This window comes from Microbacterium sp. MMO-56, assembly GCF_037146215.1.
Taxonomy (GTDB): domain Bacteria; phylum Actinomycetota; class Actinomycetes; order Actinomycetales; family Microbacteriaceae; genus Microbacterium.
Map to the genome: position 1 here is coordinate 238,801 of NZ_JBBCVW010000004.1, position 19,871 is coordinate 258,671.

At 69.2% G+C, this 19,871-nt stretch carries 19 protein-coding genes; 17 read left to right on the plus strand and 2 right to left on the minus strand.

Annotated elements, in window-relative coordinates; translation table 11 throughout:
* Positions 1-2: 2 nt before the first annotated feature.
* From WFI00_RS05800 to WFI00_RS05820, 5 genes are all read left to right on the plus strand, one after another.
* A complete protein-coding gene (locus tag WFI00_RS05800; protein ID WP_336630528.1) occupies positions 3-1,406 on the plus strand; it encodes a protocatechuate 4,5-dioxygenase subunit alpha/beta in 1,404 nt (467 codons plus the stop codon).
* A complete protein-coding gene (locus WFI00_RS05805) occupies positions 1,403-2,368 on the plus strand; it encodes a Gfo/Idh/MocA family oxidoreductase (RefSeq protein ID WP_336630529.1) in 966 nt (321 codons plus the stop codon). Before WFI00_RS05800 ends, WFI00_RS05805 begins: the two co-directional genes overlap by 4 nt.
* On the plus strand, positions 2,365-3,354 hold the full coding sequence (locus tag WFI00_RS05810; RefSeq protein WP_336630530.1) for an aldo/keto reductase: 990 nt from the start codon (positions 2,365-2,367) through the stop codon (positions 3,352-3,354). Before WFI00_RS05805 ends, WFI00_RS05810 begins: the two co-directional genes overlap by 4 nt.
* Positions 3,351-4,067: a substrate-binding domain-containing protein gene (locus WFI00_RS05815; protein WP_336630531.1), complete on the plus strand. Its 717-nt coding sequence runs from the start codon at positions 3,351-3,353 to the stop codon at positions 4,065-4,067. Before WFI00_RS05810 ends, WFI00_RS05815 begins: the two co-directional genes overlap by 4 nt.
* 164 nt (positions 4,068-4,231) lie before the next feature.
* Positions 4,232-5,539 (plus strand): C-glycoside deglycosidase beta subunit domain-containing protein, encoded by a 1,308-nt coding sequence (locus WFI00_RS05820; RefSeq protein ID WP_336630532.1) that lies wholly within the window; start codon positions 4,232-4,234, stop codon positions 5,537-5,539.
* A gap of 20 nt (positions 5,540-5,559) precedes the next feature.
* On the opposite strand, the gene WFI00_RS05825 is transcribed toward WFI00_RS05820, so the two are convergent.
* A complete protein-coding gene (locus tag WFI00_RS05825) occupies positions 5,560-6,501 on the minus strand; it encodes a LysR family transcriptional regulator (RefSeq protein WP_336630828.1) in 942 nt (313 codons plus the stop codon).
* A 222-nt stretch (positions 6,502-6,723) separates the two neighbouring features.
* Between WFI00_RS05825 and WFI00_RS05830 the strand changes: the two genes are divergently transcribed.
* The 12 genes from WFI00_RS05830 (at position 6,724) to WFI00_RS05885 (ending at position 18,384) form a co-directional block, all read left to right on the plus strand.
* On the plus strand, positions 6,724-8,025 hold the full coding sequence (locus WFI00_RS05830; protein ID WP_336630533.1) for an ABC transporter substrate-binding protein: 1,302 nt from the start codon (positions 6,724-6,726) through the stop codon (positions 8,023-8,025).
* An 84-nt stretch (positions 8,026-8,109) separates the two neighbouring features.
* Positions 8,110-9,069, plus strand: coding sequence for a carbohydrate ABC transporter permease (locus WFI00_RS05835; protein ID WP_336630534.1), 960 nt, complete (start codon positions 8,110-8,112; stop codon positions 9,067-9,069).
* Between the two features lies 1 nt (position 9,070).
* Positions 9,071-9,907: a carbohydrate ABC transporter permease gene (locus WFI00_RS05840; RefSeq protein ID WP_336630535.1), complete on the plus strand. Its 837-nt coding sequence runs from the start codon at positions 9,071-9,073 to the stop codon at positions 9,905-9,907.
* 55 nt (positions 9,908-9,962) lie between these two features.
* Positions 9,963-10,757 (plus strand): TIM barrel protein, encoded by a 795-nt coding sequence (locus WFI00_RS05845; RefSeq protein ID WP_336630536.1) that lies wholly within the window; start codon positions 9,963-9,965, stop codon positions 10,755-10,757.
* Complete coding sequence (locus WFI00_RS05850; protein WP_336630537.1) at positions 10,754-12,283, plus strand: GMC oxidoreductase; 1,530 nt, start codon at positions 10,754-10,756, stop codon at positions 12,281-12,283. The genes WFI00_RS05845 and WFI00_RS05850 overlap by 4 nt, the downstream gene beginning before the upstream one ends.
* A gap of 96 nt (positions 12,284-12,379) precedes the next feature.
* Positions 12,380-12,790 carry a C-glycoside deglycosidase beta subunit domain-containing protein gene (locus tag WFI00_RS05855; protein ID WP_336630538.1) on the plus strand — a complete coding sequence of 137 codons (411 nt, stop codon included), beginning with the start codon at positions 12,380-12,382 and terminating at the stop codon, positions 12,788-12,790.
* Positions 12,787-13,887, plus strand: a complete 1,101-nt coding sequence (locus WFI00_RS05860) for a sugar phosphate isomerase/epimerase family protein (RefSeq protein WP_336630539.1) — start codon at positions 12,787-12,789, stop codon at positions 13,885-13,887. The genes WFI00_RS05855 and WFI00_RS05860 overlap by 4 nt, the downstream gene beginning before the upstream one ends.
* A gap of 11 nt (positions 13,888-13,898) precedes the next feature.
* The gene (locus WFI00_RS05865) at positions 13,899-14,933 is read left to right on the plus strand and encodes a sugar phosphate isomerase/epimerase family protein (RefSeq protein ID WP_336630540.1); all 1,035 of its coding nucleotides are present in this window, start codon (positions 13,899-13,901) and stop codon (positions 14,931-14,933) included.
* Positions 14,934-14,956: 23 nt separating this feature from the next.
* Positions 14,957-15,739, plus strand: coding sequence for a nuclear transport factor 2 family protein (locus WFI00_RS05870; protein ID WP_336630541.1), 783 nt, complete (start codon positions 14,957-14,959; stop codon positions 15,737-15,739).
* Positions 15,740-15,748: 9 nt separating this feature from the next.
* Positions 15,749-16,165 carry a C-glycoside deglycosidase beta subunit domain-containing protein gene (locus WFI00_RS05875; protein ID WP_336630542.1) on the plus strand — a complete coding sequence of 139 codons (417 nt, stop codon included), beginning with the start codon at positions 15,749-15,751 and terminating at the stop codon, positions 16,163-16,165.
* A gap of 26 nt (positions 16,166-16,191) precedes the next feature.
* Positions 16,192-17,352: a Gfo/Idh/MocA family protein gene (locus tag WFI00_RS05880; RefSeq protein ID WP_336630829.1), complete on the plus strand. Its 1,161-nt coding sequence runs from the start codon at positions 16,192-16,194 to the stop codon at positions 17,350-17,352.
* Positions 17,353-17,379: 27 nt separating this feature from the next.
* Complete coding sequence (locus WFI00_RS05885; RefSeq protein ID WP_336630543.1) at positions 17,380-18,384, plus strand: sugar phosphate isomerase/epimerase family protein; 1,005 nt, start codon at positions 17,380-17,382, stop codon at positions 18,382-18,384.
* A 62-nt stretch (positions 18,385-18,446) separates the two neighbouring features.
* Here WFI00_RS05885 and WFI00_RS05890 read toward each other — a convergent pair whose 3' ends face one another.
* Complete coding sequence (locus WFI00_RS05890) at positions 18,447-19,856, minus strand: hypothetical protein (RefSeq protein ID WP_336630544.1); 1,410 nt, start codon at positions 19,854-19,856, stop codon at positions 18,447-18,449.
* Between the last annotated feature and the right edge of the window lie 15 nt (positions 19,857-19,871).

The following is a 19,871-nucleotide window of genomic DNA, read 5'->3' on the forward strand; positions in this document are numbered from 1 at the left end:
TCATGGCACTCGACAAGCCCTACAAGAACGTCCCCGGCACCATCATCTTCGATGCCGATCAGGCCCGGAAGGGCTTCCACCTCAACCAGTTCTCGATGTCGCTGATGAAGCCGGAGAATCGGGAGCGCTATCTCGCTGACCGCGAGGGGTACCTCGACGAGTGGCCCCTGTCGCCGGCGCAGCGCCAGGCGGTGCTCGACCTCGACCTCAACGCGATGATGGCCGAGGGCGGCAACATCTACTTCCTGTCGAAGATCGGCGCGACCCACGGCATGAGCTTCCAGCAGATGGCGGGCTCGATGACGGGGATGAGTGAGGCTGCGTATCGGGACATGATGATCGGTGGTGGTCGCCGTCCCGAGGGTGTGCGCCTCAAGGACCTCGACGGGTGGACGCCGCCGTCGAACGAGAAGTCCGAGGTGATGCGTCCGGATGCTCCGGCGCGGTTCACGTCGGCGCTGTTCACGTCGCATGTGCCGGCGATCGGTGCGGCGATGGATCTCGGCAAGACCGAGGAGCCGTATTGGAAGAAGGTGTTCTCGGGGTATGAGTGGACGCGGACGTGGGCGAAGGAGAACACGCCGGATGTCATCATCCTCGTGTACAACGACCACGCGACGGCGTTCGATTCGAACATCATCCCGACGTTCGTGCTCGGGACGGGGTCGCACTATCCCGTCGCGGATGAGGGGTACGGCCCCCGGCCCGTGCCGGATGTGAAGGGGTACCCGGAGCTCGCCGCGCACATCGCGCAGTCGGTGATTCAGGACGACTTCGATCTGACCTTGGTGAACGAGATGGTGGTGGACCACGGGTTGACGGTGCCGTTGTCGCTCGTGTTCGGGGATGTGGAGGAGTGGCCGTGCCGCGTCATCCCGCTGCCGGTGAACGTGGTGCAGTATCCGGTGCCGTCGGGGCGTCGGTGCTACGAGCTGGGCAAGGCGATCCGCCGTGCGCTGGACAAGTGGGACGGTGAGCCGCTGAACGTGCAGATCTGGGGCACGGGTGGGATGAGTCACCAGCTGCAGGGGCCGCGCGCGGGCCTGATCAACGAGGAGTGGGACAACGCGTTCCTCGACCACCTGATCAACGACCCGCTGGGTCTGACGGAGTGGCCGCACATGGAGTACGTCGACGAGGCGGGCTCGGAGGGCATCGAGCTGGTCGACTGGCTGATCGCGCGCGGCGCGATGGATGACCAGTTCGGCGGCGGCGCGCCCGAGGTGAACCACCGGTTCTACCACGTCCCGGCATCCAACACCGCCGTCGGCCACCTCGTCCTCGCCAACCCCACCGCCGTCGTCGACACGGCCGCCGCCGACGCGGTCGAGGTTGCCGTCGAGGAGCGCACCGACGAAGCTGAGATCACCCCCGAGCAGGCCCGAGAAGCGGAGGTCCCCGCGTGAGTGACAGAGTCCGAGTCGCCGTCGTCGGCGCCGCCGGAGCGTTCGGCATGAAGCACCTGGACGGTCTGGCGAACATCCCCGACGCCGAGGTCACGGTCGTCAGCGGCACCCGACCGGAGCCGACCGAGGCCGTCGCCGCCCAGTACGGCGTGCCGCACGCGGTCGTGGGGCTCGACGCCGTGCTCGAGCGCGACGACGTGGACGCCGTCATCCTCGCGACCCCGACGGGACTCCACGCGAGCCAGACGCAGCAGGTGCTCGCCGCCGGCAAGCACGTGCAGGTGGAGATCCCGCTCGCCGACTCGCTCGCGGACGCCGAGGCGACCCTCGCCGCCGCCGAGGCATCCGACCGCATCGCGATGGTGGGGCACACCCGGCGGTTCAACCCGTCGCACCAGCTCGTGCACCAGCGCATCGAGGCGGGCGAGTTCGCCGTGCAGCAGATGGACGTGCAGACGTACTTCTTCCGCCGCTCCAACACGAACGCGAAGGGCGAGCCCCGCACCTGGACAGACCACCTGCTGTGGCACCACGCGGCGCACACCGTCGACCTGTTCGCGTATCAGGCGGGGCGGATCGTGCAGGCGAACGCGATCCAGGGGCCGATCCACCCTGAGCTCGGCATCGCGATGGACATGTCGGTGCAGCTCAAGAGCGAGACCGGCGCGATCTGCACCCTGTCGCTGTCGTTCAACAACGAGGGTCCGTTCGGCACCTTCTTCCGCTACATCGGTGACACGGCGACCTACATCGCCCGCTACGACGACCTGTACACCGGCAAGGACGAGCAGATCGACGTGTCGCACGTCGCCGTCAGCATGAACGGCATCGAGCTGCAGGACCGCGAGTTCGTCGCGGCGATCCGCGAGGGCCGCGAGCCCAACTCGTCCCTGCGCCAGGTCATCGACTGCTACCGCGTGCTGGGCGCTCTCGAGGAGCAGCTGGAGGGATCGCCCGCGTGACGTTCCCCCCGATCGGTCTGGGGTGCATGAACCTCAGCCACGCCTACGGTGTCCCGCCCAGCGAGGAGGACGGGCTCGCCCTCCTCCGCACGGCGCTCGACGAGGGCGTCCGGATGTTCGACACCGCGACGCTCTACGGCGCGGGCCGCAACGAGGAGCTCGTCGGGCGGGCGCTCGCGGGTCGGCGCGACGAGGTGCTGCTCGCCAGCAAGGGCGGCATGGCGATGGTGGACGGGGTGAAGGTCATCGACGGGCGCCCCGAGACGCTGCGCGCGCAGGTGGATGCCTCGCTCCGGCGCCTCGGCGTCGACCACATCGACCTGTACTACCTGCACCGCTGGGACAAGACCGTGCCGATCGGAGACAGCGTCGGCGCCCTCGCCGAGGCCGTCGCCGCCGGCAAGATCGGCGCGATCGAGCTCTCCGAGGTGTCGGTCGCGCGGCTGCGCGAGGCGCTTCGCGTCGCGCCCATCGCCGCGGTGCAGAACGAGTACTCCCTGTGGAGCCGGAACCCCGAGCTCGGGATGCTCGAGGAGACCCAGCGATCCGGAGTGGCGCTCGTGGCGTTCTCGCCGGTCGGGCGCGGCTTCCTCGCGGACGGCGTCGGTGACCCGGAGCTCCTGGCCGAGAAGGACATCCGCCGCGGGATGCCGCGCTTCCAGGGTGAGCACTGGGCGGCCAACGCGGCGCTGCTGCCCGCCTGGCGCTCGCTCGCCGCCGAGGCCGGCGTCGCGCCCGCGCAGCTGGCGCTTGTGTGGCTCCGCACGCGCGGGCCGCACGTCGTGCCGATCCCCGGGACGACGAGCATCGCGCACCTGCGGGAGAACGAGGCCGCCGCCGCGCTCACGGTCGACGCGGACATCCTCGCGCGGGCCGGAGCGCTCATCGACACCGCGACCGTCTCGGGACCGCGCTACGCGCCCGCGGCCGCCGCCGAGGTCGACGCCGAGAGCGTAGACGGCGCGCCGACAGGCGGCCGCGCGTGAGGGCGATCTCGTCGATGGCGACCCGCGGCGTCCTGTCCGCCCTCGCCGACGCCGCGGCGGACGCCGGGCTCGGCCCGCTCGAGATCGAGTCGGTCGGCGGGGTCGACGCCGCCGACCGGGTGGCGGCGGGCGAGTCGTTCGACCTCGTCTTCCTCGCGTCGGGAGCGCTCGCCCGGCTCGCGGAGGCCGGCGCGCTGGACGCCGCGACGGTGACCCCGTTGCTGCTGTCGCAGACCGCGGCCGCGGTGCCGGGGCGCGGCGTCACGTCGGCCGCCGCTCCCGTCGGCCCCGACGGCGAGGTCGAGACGGCCTTCGCAGACGCGGCCGCGACGCGCGAGGCTCTCCGCTCCGCCGCGCGGATCGGCTACTCGACGGGGCCGAGCGGGACGGCCCTCGTGCAACTCGTCGAGGAGTGGGGTCTCTCGTCCGAGCTGGCCGACCGCCTCGTGCGGGCAAAGCCCGGCATCCCCGTCGCCCGCTCGCTCGCCGAGGGCGACGTCGACCTCGGGTTCCAGCAGCTGAGCGAGCTCGTCGGGGCCGACGGTGTGCGCATCCTGGGCGTCCTCCCCGAGGACTGCGCGATCGACACCGTGTTCGGCGGGGCGGTCGCGTCCACGGCGACCGATCCGGCGGCCGCGGCGGACGTCCTCGCGTTGTTCGCGCGTGCCGCGGCGGAGGGGATCGCGGGCGCGCACAGCTTCCGGGCGGTGTAGCGGCGGGTCGCTGCGGGCATCAGTCTTCGATATGCGCGCATCGCGCCTTCTTATGTAGCAAACAAACCTAACGGCATACGATGAGGGTGGGTCCGCCGATTCCGTCGGGACCTCGCGTCGACGTCGCCGTCGCGTCGGTTCGCACATATGGAAGAGAGCACCGGATGCTTCTGGAACGAGACATCCTGCAGTCCCGGGGGTTTCGCAACGTCTACGAGGACGGCGTCGCCGTCGGATTCCAGCTCGCGCTGCGAATGCCGTCGTACCGCGGTATGGCCGCTTCGCTGATCGACGGCGTCGCCGTGCGCGTCGGCGGCCTCGTGGACGTCGGACCGGACGTGCCGCTGTGGACTCTGCAGGGCGCGACCTACACGCTCTCGCAGCTCTGGGACTCGGAGGGCGTGCGCTGGCCGCTCGAGGACGCCGCGATCGTCACCGTCCCCTTCCCCGGAGGGCTGCCCGACGGCGCCCACGAGGTGTCGATCGACCTGCGTCTGCGGATGTCCTACATACCCATCGAGCACCAGCCGTCCACCTACCGGGAGACGCGCGTCATCACCCTCTCCCCAGAACGCGACGGAGCAGGAGGGCCTTTCCGCTACGGCGTGAGCCTGTACAGCTTCATGCACGACTTCGGCACGGTCATGGACCTCGAGACGGCGCTCGCGCACGTCGCGGACGTCGGCGCGACCGGCGTCGAGATCCTCGGAGAGGGGCACGTGGCGGCGTATCCGGAGCCGTCGACGGCGTGGATCGACACCTGGTTCGAGATGCTCGAGCGGTATCGGCTCGAGCCGACGAACTACGGCTCGTGGATCGACAGCCGTCTGCACTCGAGCGGTCCGGGGGCCCGCGAGTTCACCGCCGCCGAGGGTGCAGCGATGCTCCAGCGAGACCTGAGAATCGCGAAACTGCTGGGGTTCCGCTTCGTGCGCCCCAAGATCGGCGTCGTGTCGAGCGATCTCGTCCCGCATCCCGCGTGGACCGGATCGGTCGAGCGGAGCCTCGACCTCGCCGCCGAGCTCGACGTCGTCATCTGCCCCGAGATCCATTCCCCGACACCGATCAGGCACGAGGTCGTCGACGACTACATCGACCTCATCCAGCGCACCGGGACGTCGCACTTCGGGCTGCTCCTGGACACCGGCATCTTCCAGGACCGACCTCTGCCGCTCCGCCCGGGCGAGCTGCCGGGGCGCCGCCCCGCCTTCCTGGACGGGATCGCCGTCGACCCCGCGCACATCGCCGACATCGCCGAATACATCGTGTTCATCCAGGCGAAGTTCCACGACATCGACGACGGGCTCGTCGATCAGCAGATCCCGTGGGAGCCGGTGCTGAAGGCTCTGAAGGATGCCGGCTACTCCGGCTACCTGTCGAGCGAGTACGAGGGCGAGCGGGCTCCGTGGCGCGCGATCGAGCAGGTCCGGCGCCAGCACTCACTCCTGCGCCGCATCGCCGCGTCGCTCTGATCGGGCGACGCCGTGCGCGGTCAGCGCGCGGTCGCGGTCTCGCGTTGGAGGATACGTCCCGCATCCTGCAGCCGGTCGCGCATCCACGTGTGCTCAGGGTCGCGGGTGTGGGACGGGTGCCACCACAGCGCGTTGACGAGATGGGTCGGCACGAACGGCAGCCCGACCTCCCTCAGCCCGCCCATGCGCCGCAGATGCGGTGCGAGTGAGGCCTGGACGAGGCCGATGCGGTCGGTGCCGCTGAGGAAGTGACCGACGGAGAGGAAGCTCTCGACGACGACCTCGATGCGGGTCTCGATCCCCAGCTGCTGGACCTGGCGTGCCGCAGAGGTGAACGCGGAGCGGGATTGATAGGTCATCACCCAGGGGAGGCGCGCCATGTCCTCCATCGAGAGGGTCTCCCCGACGCCGGCGTTCTCCTCCGACACGACAGCGACCCACTCGTCGTGCCAGAGGTCCTGGAACGGCAGATCCGAGACGTGGCCGTGCGGCAGCACCATCCCGTCCGCCGAGCGCAGTCGGTTCGCCGCGTCCTCGACGATCGCCGGGTTGTGGAGGCTGAAACGGAAGCGCACGCCGGGCGCCCGCTCTGCGGCGAGCCTCGACACGATCGTGCCCAGCGTGACGAACGCGTAATCCGATCCGTAGATCGAGAACTCGCGCGTCGACTCGGCGGGACTCCAGGCGGCTTGGCTGTCGAACACGCGTCGCGCGGCCTCGAGCGCGGTCGTGGTGTGCTCGGTGAGGCGGAGCGCGAAGGGCGTGAGTTCGTACGTGTTGCCGCGGCGGGCCAGGATCTGATCGCCGAAATGGGTCCGCAGCCGGCTGAGTGACGAGCTCAGCGCGGGTTGGCTCAGGTGCAGACGCTCGGCGGCGCGCGTGACGCTCCGCTCCGTCAACAGGGCGTCCAGCGCGACGAGGAGGTTGAGGTCGAGTCGGGACAGCTGGGCGTGATCGGTCACCACGTCGTGATCCTTCGGGCCGGGGGTTTCGGGGGCGCCAGTGTATCAACGACGTCTATATCGACGCTGAGTGTCATGCGTGAGGCGGATGCCGCAGCCGCCGAAACGTCTTATGTACCGCATCCACATAACTTATGTGCAAATGTGGCGCATGTCTCCGATACTGGTCACACAGCAGGTGCCCAACGCCGGGCGCCGACAACGACGTCAGAAAGGCTGCACATGTCTCAGCACCGTCAGACGGCTCTCCGACGGGGCGCGCTGGTCGCGATCCCCGCCGTGGCCGCACTTCTCCTCGCCGGTTGCTCCGGTTCCGGCAGTGGAACCGAGACGCAGAGCGGCGACGACTCGGCCTCCTTCTCCTTCACCTTCGCCACCTCGAACAACCTCGAGAGCCCGTACGAGACGCTCTCGAAGGAGTACATGGAGGCGAACCCCGGCGTCACCATCACCACGAACCCGACGCCGAACGACAAGTACGGCGAGACCATCCGCACGCAGCTGCAGGCCGGCAACGCCTCGGATGTCATCCAGACCACGCCCGGTTCCGGCGACGCCCGCGGACTCATCGGTCTCGCCGATGCGGGCTTCCTCGAGCCGCTCGGCAAGACCGCTGCCGACCTCGTGCCCGCCGACGGTATGTCGCTGTTCCAGATCGACGGCAAGACGTACGGCCAGCCGCTCGACTTCACGATCGGCGCGATCGTCGCGAGCCTCGGCACCGCGAAGATGAACGGCATCGACGAGTTCCCCACCACGATGGACGACCTCTACGCGGACTGCACGGCGCTGCAGGGGGCGGGCAAGTCCCTGATCGCACTCGCCGGCGCGGCGGGGCCGAACGCCGGTCTGACGGCCCAGGCCATCTCCGCCACCCGCGTCTACGCGCAGGACCCCGACTGGAACCAGCAGCGCGCCGACGGAAAGACGACCTTCGCCGCCAGCGCGGGCTGGAAGGACACCCTCCAGACGATCCTCGACCTCAACAAGGGCGGTTGTTTCCAGCCCGGCGCCGAGGGCGGTGGATTCGACGCGATCACCAACGGCCTGGCACAGGGCACCTCGGTCGGCAGCTTCATCCCGTCCGGCGCCGCAGTCGAGATCGCGAAGGCCGCGCCCGCCGAGGCGGCGTTCGCCGTCGAACCCTTCCCCGCGGCGAAGGGGGGCACACCGTACATCCTGGCGAGCTCCAACTACACGCTGTCGATCAATGCGGCGTCGAAGAACAAGGCGGCCGCTGCGGCGTTCCTGGACTGGATGGCCTCGGAGCAGGCGCAGACGCGGTACTACGAGCTCTCCGGGGAGCTGCCGATCTCGGCGTACGACAAGCTCGACCTGAGCGGCACGATCTACGCCCCCATCGTCGACCTCATCACGGCGGGCAAGTTCGCCACGCTGCCCAACAACGTCTGGCCCAACCCCTCCGTCTACGAGGCGCTCCAGGTGGGCGTACAGGGTCTGCTGACCGGGCAGAAGACCATCGATCAGGTGCTCCAGGCCATGGACGCCGCCTGGGAGGGCTGACGCCCTGGGGCCGACCGGGCGCGCCCGGCGCTGGGTCGGCCCTATCCACCGTCCGCACGATGACGTACGAAGACGAGGCATGAGATGACCATGACGCAGAACCGCTCCGAGACCGAGGTGGTGATCGTCCCGCGCGCGAAGCGCCGCCGTCGGCGCGACATCGTCGACCGGCGCCCGGGTCTGCTCCAGTTCGGTCACTGGTGGTGGGCGCTCCCGGGCATCCTCCTCGTCCTGGCGATCCACTACGGCGCGACCACGGTGGGCGGCTTCTTCGCCTTCACCGACTGGTCGGGGATCGGGACCTTCCGCTGGATCGGACTCGAGAACTTCGTCAAGATCTTCCGCGACGAGACGCAGGTCCTCGCGCTCGGGAACACGCTGTTCCTGGCGTTCGGGTCGGTGATCCTGAGCAACGCCGCCGGCCTGACGCTCGCGGTCGCGCTGAACCGGACGCTGAAGACCCGCTACGTGTTGCGCGTGCTGTTCTTCATGCCTGTCGTGCTCAGCCCGCTCGCCGTGTCGTACGTGTGGAAGTTCATCTTCGACTACAACGGGCCCATCAACGTCGCACTGCGCGCGCTCGGGCTGGGCGAGCTCGCGAAGGCGTGGGTGGCCGACCCGACGTGGGCGATCTGGACCATCCTCGTGGTCGTCGTGTGGCAGAACACCGGGTTCGCGATGGTGATCTACATGGCCGGTCTCGCATCGGTGCCCGTCGAGATCGAAGAGGCCGCCGCGATCGACGGCGCCGGTCTCTGGCAGCGCTTCTGGCACGTGACGATCCCGTCCATCCGCCCCGCCATCGCGATCGCGACAACTCTCGGCCTCGTCAACGGGCTGCGCATCTTCGACCAGATCATGGCGATGACCGGCGGAGGCCCGGCCGGGGCGACCGAGACGCTGGCGACGCAGGTGTACAAGGAGTCGTTCGCGCTCGGCAACTTCGGCTACGGCGCAGCGCTCGCGCTCGTGCTGACGGTCATCATCCTGGTCTTCGCGGTCGTCCAGCAGCGCGTGGCCAACGGACGCCCCGAGGAGGCGTGACATGTTCCGGTACACAAAGCTCACCGCCCTGCGCGAAGTGCTTGTCTGGGTCCTCGCGATCGTCTTCCTCGCGCCCTTCTACTTTCTGATCACGACGGCGCTCAAGAGCGATCAGGAGGTCATCACCTCCTCGAACCTCGCGCTGCCGACCTCCTTCGACCTGAGCAACTTCGCGCAGGTGCTCACTGCACGCGGCAACTCGAACGTGATCCTCGGCCTCGTGAACAGCCTCGTGATCACCGGCGGAGCGATCCTCTGCCTCGTCGTGCTGGGCGCACTCACGGGGTACGTGATCTCGCGCAGTACCGCGCGGTGGAGCCGCGGCGTCTTCTATCTGTTCCTCATCGCGATCGTGCTGCCCACGCAGCTGGGCACCGTGCCGCTCTACATCGGCGCTCGGACGATCGGCCTCACGGGGTCGCTGTGGGGGATGATCATCCTGTACACCGGCATGCTGCTGCCGCTGTCGATCTTCTTGTACGCGGGCTTCTTCCGCAGTCTCGGGACGGAGTACGAGGAAGCCGCGGCGATCGACGGAGCGACGCGCACGCAGATCTTCGTTCGGATCGTCTTCCCGCTGATGGCGCCCGCGACCGGCACGGTGGCGATCCTCGCGGGTCTCATCGTGTGGAACGACTTCTTCACGTCGCTGATCTTCCTCGGCGGCTCCGCGAACCAAACGCTCCCGGTCGCGATGTACTACTACATTGGCTCGCTCGTCTCGTCGTGGAACAAGATCTTCGCGATCGTCATCGTCTCGATGATCCCGATCCTCGCCTTCTACCTCTTCGCCCAGAAGCGCTTCATCCAAGGCTTCGCCGGCGGCCTCAAGGGCTGACGGCGCTTCCCTTCCGCCACGGCGGAGCATCGATCCTCGGACACCTAGGAGACCCATGTATCAGCTCGCCCCCAACATCGAACTCCTCTTCACGGAGGCCGGGGACTACCACGACCGGGTCCGCGCCGCGGCGGCCGCAGGCTTCGACGCCGTCGAGATGTGGGGTCCGACCGGCGTCGACGCGCCCGCGCAGCCGAAGGACATCCCCGCACTGCGCGCCGCCCTCGACGAGACCGGGGTCCAGCTCACCGCGCAACTCGCCGAACCGCGCACGCAGTTCATGATCCCGCCGTGGGATCACTCGGAGTTCTTCCGCAAGCTCGACGAGGGAGTGTCGATCGCCCGGGATCTCGGGTGCCCGCGCATCGTCGTCGGCAGCGGGACGGGGTTCGGTGGGTGGAAGCGCCAAGTGCAGCTGGACAAGCTCATCGAGATCTATCGGACGGCCGTGGCGCAGATCGACGGTTCCGGCATCGCACTGGTCCTCGAGCCGGTCAACGTGCGCGTCGATCATCCCGGCTCCCTCTTGGACCGCACCGCGGAGGCCGTCTACGTGGCCCGCGGCGTCGACTCGCCGGTCTTCGGAGTGCTCTACGACATCTACCACTCCGCCGTGGAGGGCGAGGACATGGCCGCCGAGCTCGCGAACGCGGGCGACCTCGTGACGTATGTGCAGCTGGCGGACGCTCCCGGTCGCGGGGAGCCGGGAACCGGGGCACTCGACTGGCCCGAGCGGCTCCGCATCCTCCGTGCGTCCGGCTACGACGGACCCATCGGCCTCGAGTACTACCCGCAGACGGTGACCGAGGAGTCGGTGCGCCTCATCCGCGACGTGGCGGCGCAGGCGTGACCGGGCGGTACCCGGACGACGTCGACGTCGCGATCGTCGGGAGCGGCCCCGCCGGAGCGGCGTACGCGCGGATCCTGAGCGAGCGGGCGCCGAACGCGTCGATCGCTCTCTTCGAGGTCGGCCCGACGATCACCGACCCGCCCGGAGCGCACGTCAAGAACATCGCCGACCCGGCGGTGCGGGCACAGGCGCAGACCCGATCCGAGGGCCCCCACGCGACCGCCAGCGCGGACCGCGTCGGCGGCATCGTCAAGACGACGCAGCGGCGGGCGCGCCCCGGAACCTTCCTCCTCGAGGACGGCTACCGGGTCGAGGGTGAGGACGGCCTGCCCGTCGCCGCCATGTCGAGCAACGTGGGCGGGATGGCCGCGCACTGGACCGGTGCCTGCCCGCGACCCCGCGAGAGTGAGCGGATCGCCGTCCTCGACGCCGACGGAACCCTCGACGAGCTGCTCGCCGAGGGCGAGCGCCTCCTCGGCGTGACGACCGACGCGTTCGAGAGCTCGCCCTACGGCTCTCTCGTCCGGGATCGGCTGGCCGCGGCGGAGGACGCCGGACGGGCGGATTCTGCACGCGTGCAACGGATGCCTCTGGCCGTGCACCGCCGCGCGGACGGCAACCTGGTCTGGTCCGGCTCGGACGTGGTCTTCGGCGACGTCACGCGCGACAACCCCCGGTTCACGCTCTTCGACGACTCCCTCGTCACGCGGGTCCTCCTGGAGGACGGCCGGGCCGCGGGGGTCACGGTGACCGATCGGCGGACGGGGGTGGAAGCACGCGTGCGCGCGCGATTCGTGGTGGTCGCCGCCGACGCTCTGCGTACCCCGCAGCTCCTGTGGGCCTCCGGCATCCGCCCGACGGCGCTCGGGCGCTACCTCAACGATCAGGCGCAGATCGTGTTCGCCGTACGGATCCGCGACGTGGTCGCCGTGGACGACGGCGACGGTGCCGACGTTACGGGGCTCAGCGAGTACAGCGGAGTGACCTGGGTGCCGTTCACCGACGACATGCCGTTCCATGGCCAGGTCATGCAGTTGGACGCCTCGCCGGTGAAACTCGCGGACGACGACCCCGCCGCGCCCGGCTCGATCGTGGGACTGGGGCTCTTCTGCGCGAAGGACGTGCAGTCCGCCGATCGCGTGGAGTTCTCCGACGCGGACCTCGACGGTTACGGAATGCCGGCGATGACGATCCACTACCGGCTCACCCCGCGCGATACGGACGTGATCGCTCGGGCCGAGGAGGAGGTGGTGCGTCTCGGGAAGGCGGTGGGAGAGCCGCTCGACGACCGGCCGTTCCGCATGCCTCTCGGCGCCTCGCTGCACTACCAGGGCACGACGCGTCTCGGTGCGGAAGGCGACGGGACGAGCGTGTGCTCGCCCCGGGGTGAGGTGTGGGGCGTTCCCGGACTCTTCGTCGCCGGCAACGGAGTCATCCCCACCGCCACGGCGTGCAACCCCACCCTCACCGGGGTGGCCCTCGCCGTGCACGGCGCCCGCACGATCGCCGCGGCGCTCGCGGAGTGACGACCTCATCCTTGCTTATGTCGGTTTGAGACGTTAGAGTGAAGAAATCATGACAAAGAAGTCAGCGGCACCCGCCGCGACGACAAGGAGGTCATCGTGATCCCCGACCGCATCATCGAGCAGGGCACGCTCACGGTCGCGAACGGCCGAGCGGCCGTCGAGGTCCGTCTGCCGTGGTATCGGGCACTTCCCGGCTCCTGCATCGCCGGTGCCGCCCTCACCGTCGACGGCGTCGCGGCGCCGGCCGATTCGCTCCGCTGGGAGATGAACGGGCGAGAGTTCACGTTCGCGCAGCTCGTCACCGCGACGGACGAATGGTGGTTCCCGCTGGACTCGGCGGTGCTCTCCGGTGCTCTCGACGTCGCGAGGGACGCCTCGCACGAGGTTCGCGTCGACCTGACGCTCTACATCCCGTACATCATCATCTCCGACACCGAAACGCTCCACATCGAGGAGCACGACGTGAAGACGATGACCGCGCGTCAGACCGAGGAGGCCCGCGCATGAGCACGCTCGGCACACCCATCCAGGGCGTCACGCTCTACAGCTTCACCCGTGCCTTCCACGGCCGCGAGTACGACCTGGAGGGCCTCATCCGGAAGGTCGCCGCCGACGGCTACGGACCGGGGCTCGAGATCATCGGCTTCTCCAGCTTCCGCGGCTTCCCCGACATCGACGACGCCTACGCCGGCTGGTTCCGGGACCTCGTGGCGGAGACCGGGCTCGCGACCACCTCGCTCGCCGTCAACGCGGACATCGGCATCCACCGTGACCGGCTGCTCACGCAGGACGAGCTCATCGCCTACATGACCCGTCAGATCGAGGCCGCGGCCGCGCTCGGCTTCCCGATCGCACGTGTCCAGATCTCGATCACGCCGGACTCGATGGAGGCGCTCGCGCCGATCGCCGAGAAGCACGGCGTCACCCTCGCCCTCGAGGTGCACGCCGACCAGTACGCCTCGCACCCGCGCATCCTCGCGCTGCGGGACCGCTTCGAGAAGGTCGGCTCGCCCTTCCTCGGCTTCACGATGGACTGGGGTGCGACCGTCAGCGGATTCGCACCGTCCCTCATCGAGGCGTATCGCCGTCGCGGTGCGTCGGAGGAGCTCCTCGGCAAGGTCGTCGAGCTGTGGGACCGCTACTACGAGCAGGGCCCGCCGGCCGACCAGACCGAGCACGGTGCGCGCTTCGGCTCCTTCATCGGTCTCGCCGCCCAGAACGGACGACCCGACCTCGGCATCGACTTCGGCATCAACGGCACGGGCCTGTTCGGCCCGGCGCGCGTCGAGGACTGGCTGGAGATCGTGCCGTGGATCCGCCACGTGCACGGCAAGTTCTTCGGCATCGACGAGAACGGGGAGGAGCCCTCCGTCCCGGTGCGTGACCTCATCCGGCTCCTCGTCGACAACGGATACTCCGGCGCCGTCTCGAGCGAGTACGAGGGCTGGCACTGGAACTCCTGGCAGAGCCCGTTCGAGATGATCGCGGCCGAGCAGGCCGTGCAGCGCTCGGCCGCTCAGGACGCGGGCTCTCGCATGATCACGGATGCCGCGGAAGCCCGCCGCGCGCTCGACACCCACCTCGCGCACGCCGTGCGCCGCTGAAAGGACACCTCATGAGCGACGGCATCGCCGGAACCGGCATCAAGCTCGGCACGACCCTGTACTCCATGACGAGCGAGTTCGCCGCCGGGCTGTACACCCCAGAGACACTCATCCGGGCTGTCCACGACGAGGGGATCGGGCCCGGCGTCGAGTTCAACATCGCCCAGCTGCTGCGCACGTACCCCGATGTCGACGCCGACTTCGTTCGTCTGTGGTTCGACTCTCTCGAGAAGTACGGGCTCGAAGCGAGCGCCATCGGCACGAACCTCGACATGGGCCGGCGCAAGGACCGCGACATGACGCCCGACGAGGAGCACGACTTCCTCGCGCGTCAGCTGAAGACGGCGCACACGCTCGGCTTCACCAAGGTCGTGATCCGCTCGCACGGCAAGGAACTGCTGCGCAGCCTCCTGCCCCTCGCCGAGAAGTACGACCAGAAGCTCGGGTACGAGATCCACGCGCCGTCGGGTCCGAACGACCCCAAGGTACTGGAGATGCGCGAGATGTACGAGGAGCTCCAGTCCGATCGGCTCGGCTTCACCGCGGACTTCTCGTCCACGATGCACTCGCTCTCGCCGACACTGCTGCGCACCCTCCGCCAGATGGGCATGGACGAGAAGCACTTCCCGGTGATGGAGGAGATCTGGCACGAGCCGACCCCCATGCACGTGCGCAACCAGAAGTTCGAGGACTACCTCTCGGGCGAGGGCGTGGACTTCCTGCGTTTCGGGCCCTTCACCCGGCTCGCCTTCAACATGCACGGTCTGGTCCCGCCGGAGGAGTGGCTCGACATCATGCCGCAGATCTTCCACGTCCACGCGAAGTTCTACGACATCGGTCCCAACGGCGAGGAGCCGGCCATGGACATCCCGAGGATCGTCAAGCAGTTCGTCCTCGGCGGGTACGAGGGCTACCTCTCCAGCGAATGGGAAGGCCACGCCTTCTCCGATCTCGGTGAGAGCGACCCCATCGATCTCGTCAAGAAGCAGCATGCGCTCATGCGCCGCGCCATCGAGGACACCGTCGCCGAGCGTCAGACGGCATGAGTCCCGGATCGGAGCACACGGTCATGTCCGAGACCCCGCCCCCTTCTGACCTCGCCGGACTCGCCGCGGAGGTCGCGTACCTTCGCGCCGAGGTCGAGACCACGCGCGCGCTCGCACAGCGCGCCGAGGATCGCGGCCGGGTCGAGAACCTCTTCAGCCGGTACATGTACCTGCACAACGCCTTCCAGGACGAGCAGATCATCCCGCTGTGGGTGCGCGAGGGCACACCGGGCATCCGTGCGCGCTACACCAACGCCGGCCAGTACACGTCGTGGGAGAGTGTCACCCGCTATCACCGGGGTCGGCCGTCGCCCGAAGGCAAGCTGATCCTGCACGCGACGACCACGCCCGTGATCGAGGTCGCCGGCGACGGTGAGACCGCCAAGGGGGTCTGGCTCATGGCCGGCACCGAGTCCGGGCTCACCGACCCCGAGGTCGCGAAGGCGTTCCCCGACATGTACTCGCCGGACGAGGTGCTCGGCAAGAGGGTGTGGGCGCACTGGGTGTGGTGCACCTACGCGATCGACTTCCTCAAGCAGGACGGCGAGTGGAAGTTCTGGAAGTTCCGCTGCTACGAGCTCGCCCGCGCCCCCTTCGAGGAGAACTGGGTCAGCTTCGGGCTGAAGAACCAAGGCGCCTTCGACCTCGACCTCATGTACTTCGGCGATGACGGCAAGCCCGTCTTCATGCCCCCCGCCGAAGAAGCCGTACCGGACGAGAACCACCCCTACAGTCCTGTCACGGTGCGCACGCTGGAACCCGTCCCGCCCGTCCCGTACGACACGTTCGAGGACACCTTCATCTAAGGAGCCGACATGGCCACCCACAACTCCCTGTTCTCCGAGAAGGACGTGCGCCGCACGGACCGAGGTCTCGCCGTCTCCGTGCAGCTGCCCTGGTATCGCAGCCTGTGGCTGTCCGCCGTCGACGGCGTCGGAGCGAGCGTCGACGGCGAGCAGATCCCGACCGACCGACTGCGCTTCGTGCTCGAGGGGCGCGAGTACCGCATCGAGGAGCTGCCCGAGCAGTCCGAGACCCTCTGGTTCGTCGCCGACAGGCCCGACGTCCTCATCGATCTGGGGCGCGCCCCGGAGGCCGGAGAGAAGCACACCGTCGAGGTCGTGCTGACCATGCGCCTGCTGTACATGCAGATCGCACCCGGCGCGGAGGGCGGACCGGGGCGCTACGTGACCAACCGCGTCCCCGCCTCGCGGGATCTGGTGCTCGCGTGACGACGCCCCGCCCGCTGCGCGTGGCCATGATCGGCTACGGCTTCATGGGCTCGGCCCATTCCGTGGGCTGGCGCCAAGCGCCGCGGATGTTCGACCTGCCGACGGACGTCGAGATGGCGGTCGTCGTCGGACGCAACGCCTCCGCCGTGGCGGACGCTGCGACGCGGTGGGGCTGGGCGGAGTCGGCGACCGACTGGCGCGACGTGATCGCCCGCGACGACATCGACATCGTCGACATCGTGACTCCGGGGGACTCGCACGCCGAGATCGCGATCGCCGCGCTCGAGGCGGGGAAGCACGTCCTGTGCGAGAAGCCGCTCGCGAACACCACCGTCGAAGCCGAGGCGATGGCGCAGGCGGCCCAGCGTGCGGCGAGCCGCGGGGTCGTCGCCACCGTCGGCTTCACGTATCGTCGCGTCCCCGCGGTGACACTCCTCCGCGACCTCGTCGCTGCGGGACGGATCGGCCGCGTCCAGCAGGTGCGTACGGCCTACCGGCAGGACTGGCTCGTCGATCCCGAGATGCCGCTCGCGTGGCGTCTGCAGAAGGAGCACGCGGGTTCGGGGGCGCTCGGCGACATCGGCGCGCACATCATCGACATGACCCGGTTCGTCACGGGCGAGGACATCGTGAGCGTCAGTGGGACCCTCGACACGATCGTGCGGCAGCGCCCGCTCAGTGCATCCGGGTCGGGGCTGTCCGCCACGGCCGCGGGCGGCGTCGGGGAGGTCACCGTCGACGATGTCGCGATCTTCACCGGGCGTCTGGCGGGCGGCGCCCTGGCATCCTTCGAGGCGACGCGTTTCGCGACGGGACGCAAGAACGCCCTCACGATCGAGGTCTCCGGCGACCGCGGCGCGCTCGCCTTCGACCTGGAGCGTCTCAACGAGCTCCAGTTCTACGATCGCTCGGCGCCGGAGAGTCTGCAGGGCTTCACCACGATCCTCGTCACGGAGAGCACGCACCCGTATGTGTCGGCGTGGTGGCCCGCCGGGCACATGCTGGGGTACGAGCATGGATTCGTGCACCAGGCAAAGGATTTCGTCGAGGGCATCCACGCCGGCGTCGATGTCCACCCCACGTTCGCCGAAGGACTCGGTGTGCAGCGCGTGCTCGACGCCGTCGAGCGCAGCGCGGCACACGACGCCGCCTGGACCCGCAGCGTCGCGGACGTCCCCGCGGTCTGACCGCACACCACCCGAGAGGAGTACGCGATGTCGCGTCCGATCACCCTGTTCACCGGCCAGTGGGCCGACCTGCCGTTCGAGGAGGTGGCGCGACTCGCGGGCGAGTGGGGCTACGACGGCCTCGAGATCGCCTGCTGGGGCGACCACCTCGACGTCTCGCGGTGGGACGACGAGGAGTACGTGCAGTCGCGGCGCGACATCCTCGAACGCCACGGGCTGAAGGTGTGGGCGATCGCCAACCATCTCACCGGGCAGGCGGTGTGCGACGATCCGATCGACGAGCGTCACCGCGACATCCTCTCCGACCGCGTGTGGGGCGACGGCGACCCCGAGGGAGTCCGTCGTCGTGCGGCGGAGGACCTCAAGGACACGGCGCGCTTCGCGGCGCGGCTCGGCGTGCGGACCGTGACCGGCTTCACCGGCTCCTCGATCTGGAAGTACGTGGCGATGTTCCCGCCCGCCACCGAGGAGATGGTCGCCGCCGGGTACCGCGACTTCGCCGATCGCTGGAACCCGATCCTCGACGTGTTCGAGGAGGAGGGTGTGCGGTTCGCCCTCGAGGTGCACCCGTCCGAGATCGCCTACGACTACTGGACGGCGCGCGCGACGCTCGACGCGATCGGGCGCCCCGAAGTCTTCGGCTTCAACGTCGATCCCTCGCACTTCATCTGGCAGCAGCTCGACCCGGTCGCCTTCGTGCTGGACTACGCCGAGCACGTCTTCCACGTGCACGTGAAGGAGTCGATCACGCACCTCGACGGCCGTAACGGCGTGCTCGGCTCGCACCTCCCCTGGGCGCATCCGCGGCGCGGCTGGACGTTCGTCTCGACCGGCCACGGCGCCGTCCAGTGGAACCCCCTCTTCCGTGCGCTCAACGCCATCGGGTACGACGGGCCCACCAGCGTCGAGTGGGAGGACGCCGGCATGGATCGCCTCGTCGGGGCGAAGCAGGCGATCGCCTTCGTGCGCGACCTCGCCGAGATCACGCCGCCGCACGCGGCCTTCGACGCCGCCTTCTCGACCAAGGCCTGAGGGCTGACGATGCCCCACTGCCCGCGCGGACCCTGGCCCTGCTATCGCGGGGAGAGCTGAGGTCACCTCGCGGCGAGGAGCGGCCGTGCCAGGTCCAGGTGGGCGCGGGTCATGAGCTCGGGGTCGTCGTCGAGCCACTCATGACCGCCCCATTCGCTGCAGAGGGTGCCCGCGAATCCGGAAGCGCTCAGGGCGCGGCCGATGTCCCGGAGGGGGCGCGTCAGCCGTCCGTCGGCGTCGTCGAGGTCCCAGAACTTGAGGTGCACCGCACCCACGAGCGGCAGGATCTCGGCGACTTCCGCGATGTCCGACCGCCCGAACCGGACCACGAGGTTCATGAACAGCGTGTGCACGGGTGCCGGCACCCCGCCGGAACGCAACAGGTCCATGACCGCGGCGGAGGTCGTCGGGTCCTGCCACGCCGTCTCGAGCAGGTGCAGGGCATCCGCGGAGATGCCTGCGCGATGGAGGCGGTCGAGATAGGTGACGGGCAGGGCGGGCATCAGCATGCTGATGTCGAGCAGCACGCGGACGTGCGGATCGTCGAGTGCGGCGATCTCGTCGTACGCGCGAGCGTGGGACCGTGGAGTCTGGTGACCCTGGGCCTCTTCGAACAGGACGACGCCGAGATCGTGGAGTGTGGGCAGGAGCATCCGCCGAACGGGCTCTCCGACCTGCCCGAGCGGAACGCGAGCACCGAGCGCGCCCACCCGTGCGGCTGCGCGCAGCTGCGGCACGAGGAAAGCTGCTCTCTCCTCGTCGCTGCGCCGTCGGCCGTCCGGCGCCCAGTCATCGATGCTCGCGCCGACGATGGAGACACGCCCGCCGGCCCCCGCGAGTCGCTCGCGGAGCCGGTCGACCTCGTCGGTCGAGGGGTCGGGGAAGGTCCGCCAGACCTGCCCGGCCTCGATCTCGACGGCATCCGCGATCCCGGCCAGCACCGGAACGAGAGCGATCTCCTCCGCGGGACGTACGGCCCGAACGACGTCCGGAGTCCAGTTGAAGGCTGACGCGGTGAGAGACCAGCCGTCCGGGAGGGAGGTCTCCTCGCGTATCTCGGGGTGCGCGGAGCGGGCGCGAGTGCCCGGGTCGGCCGCGATCGGCCCCGGGTGCGAGCCTGCGGGATCGTCGACGTCGGGGCCGAGGTCGAGGCGCCGCGACACGCGGAAGGGCAGCAGGAGCGGCGCATCGGGGCCCGCGGCCAGGTAAGGCACGGCGAGCGTGAACTGCACCTCGATGTCGTGCGCTCCCGGGGCGAGTCGTCCGACCACGCGCAGGCGGGCACGATCCTGCAGATACCACCAGGGTCCGGGGATGTGCACCTCGACGTCCCGCTCGTACCCGTCGATCCGGACGATCAGGGAGCGCAGGCTCTCGGCGGGCAGCGACCGGATCCACGGAAGGCTCAGCCGCAGCTCGAATCCGTCGGGCGTGGAGCGCAGCGCATCGTCGCGCAGCATCACGAGAGTCATAGGACGCGAAGCTAC

Bases quoted from the DNA above. Each gene is read 5' to 3' on its own strand.
- WFI00_RS05800 (WP_336630528.1), top strand. From the start codon at position 3: ATGGCACTCGACAAGCCCTACAAGAACGTCCCCGGCACCATCATCTTC.
- WFI00_RS05820 (WP_336630532.1), top strand. From the start codon at position 4,232: ATGCTTCTGGAACGAGACATCCTGCAGTCCCGGGGGTTTCGCAACGTC.
- WFI00_RS05830 (WP_336630533.1), top strand. From the start codon at position 6,724: ATGTCTCAGCACCGTCAGACGGCTCTCCGACGGGGCGCGCTGGTCGCG.
- WFI00_RS05835 (WP_336630534.1), top strand. From the start codon at position 8,110: ATGACCATGACGCAGAACCGCTCCGAGACCGAGGTGGTGATCGTCCCG.
- WFI00_RS05840 (WP_336630535.1), top strand. From the start codon at position 9,071: ATGTTCCGGTACACAAAGCTCACCGCCCTGCGCGAAGTGCTTGTCTGG.
- WFI00_RS05845 (WP_336630536.1), top strand. From the start codon at position 9,963: ATGTATCAGCTCGCCCCCAACATCGAACTCCTCTTCACGGAGGCCGGG.
- WFI00_RS05860 (WP_336630539.1), top strand. From the start codon at position 12,787: ATGAGCACGCTCGGCACACCCATCCAGGGCGTCACGCTCTACAGCTTC.
- WFI00_RS05865 (WP_336630540.1), top strand. From the start codon at position 13,899: ATGAGCGACGGCATCGCCGGAACCGGCATCAAGCTCGGCACGACCCTG.
- WFI00_RS05870 (WP_336630541.1), top strand. From the start codon at position 14,957: ATGTCCGAGACCCCGCCCCCTTCTGACCTCGCCGGACTCGCCGCGGAG.
- WFI00_RS05875 (WP_336630542.1), top strand. From the start codon at position 15,749: ATGGCCACCCACAACTCCCTGTTCTCCGAGAAGGACGTGCGCCGCACG.
- WFI00_RS05880 (WP_336630829.1), top strand. From the start codon at position 16,192: ATGATCGGCTACGGCTTCATGGGCTCGGCCCATTCCGTGGGCTGGCGC.
- WFI00_RS05885 (WP_336630543.1), top strand. From the start codon at position 17,380: ATGTCGCGTCCGATCACCCTGTTCACCGGCCAGTGGGCCGACCTGCCG.
- WFI00_RS05890 (WP_336630544.1), bottom strand. From the start codon at position 19,856: ATGACTCTCGTGATGCTGCGCGACGATGCGCTGCGCTCCACGCCCGAC.